Source organism: Rothia sp. 27098_8_161 (genome assembly GCF_041432905.1).
Lineage (GTDB): Bacteria > Actinomycetota > Actinomycetes > Actinomycetales > Micrococcaceae > Rothia.
The window spans coordinates 1-1,082 of sequence record NZ_JAPWAL010000058.1; the positions used below are offsets into that span (position 1 = coordinate 1).

Consider the following 1,082-nt stretch of genomic DNA (forward strand, 5'->3'; position numbering starts at 1 on the left):
CAACAGCGTGACCGCGTTTCTCCATCAGAGTGGTGAAGGGGACCTGGTGGTTGTCAACGACTTCGTCGAACTCTGCGCGGCGCGGAACAGCCAGGGGCAGAGCGCCGGTACGGCGTGCATCATGGATGGAGCCGGGTCCGCCCTGAACCAGTACTACGCGTGCTGTTGCATAGTAGTCCAGCAGCTCGGAGGCGGGAAGAAGCTTAAGGTTGTCTGCGTGCTTAATGGGAGCAGTGTGGCCATGCTGCACGAGGCAGGTGACCTCGGGGTGAGCCTCAAGATAAGCCTCAACCCAACACAGGAGACGATCAAAAGTGTGAACGTCGGTGCCGAGGGACACCACCAAATCGTATGTCTTAGTAGGAATATGAACGGGCGCGACGGCAGGGGTAAATACGGGCAGGTCGAACTTGGAAGTATCAACGCTGACGCGGGGGAAGTTCTGAATAGACATAGCCTATTCCTCTCTACGTATTTATCGGTAGTAACCCCGTATACTTGACGCAAAAATCCGGAGGGCATCATTGGTATATGCGGCGGTGTCGTGCCGGAGAAAATGGTGAGTAATCTCCGCATACGCTTCTCTGGCGAGTGGTTAGTTCGCTTGGATGGTGAGTCCATAGTGGAGTGTACGACTTATGCGTATCTGTATGTATTAATTAAATACCATACCCTGAAAATAAGGCCCTCAGTACACGCGAGGACGCTATTTTCAGGATAAATTCATCACTCTTAGAAAATGGGATGAATTACACGAGAATCAGGGAAATTCTCCTGCTGTTCCTCGCTCTGAACAATCATTCGATCAGCAAAGGTGTATAATATCTTGCCAGTCATCGTCGGTAGAGTCGGGCGGTCAAAACACTCAATATAAAGAGTCTTTACGCCAAAGAGTTTAGCCGCCACAAAGAAAGGAACGGCAACACCGGCGCCGGCAGAAACAACCGCATCCGGATGTTCCTTCGGAAAAATATGAAATGCCAAGAACAGATTACGAATAGCGTTCTTAATATTTCGAGTGGTTGGGTAATAAGCCCAATAGGTCTTCTCATCAGCCAGAGAAGATTCAACATCGGGCTGCT

At 50.5% G+C, this 1,082-nt stretch carries 1 protein-coding gene and 1 pseudogene; both read right to left on the reverse strand.

Features of this window, described 5'->3' with window-relative positions:
- Window positions 1-454: pseudogene (locus tag O3648_RS08350) on the reverse strand (glycosyl transferase); the annotation flags it as partial.
- Window positions 455-732: 278 nt separating this feature from the next.
- Window positions 733-1,082: UDP-N-acetylglucosamine--LPS N-acetylglucosamine transferase (locus tag O3648_RS08355; protein WP_371569586.1), on the reverse strand; the 350-nt coding region annotated here is incomplete at its 5' end.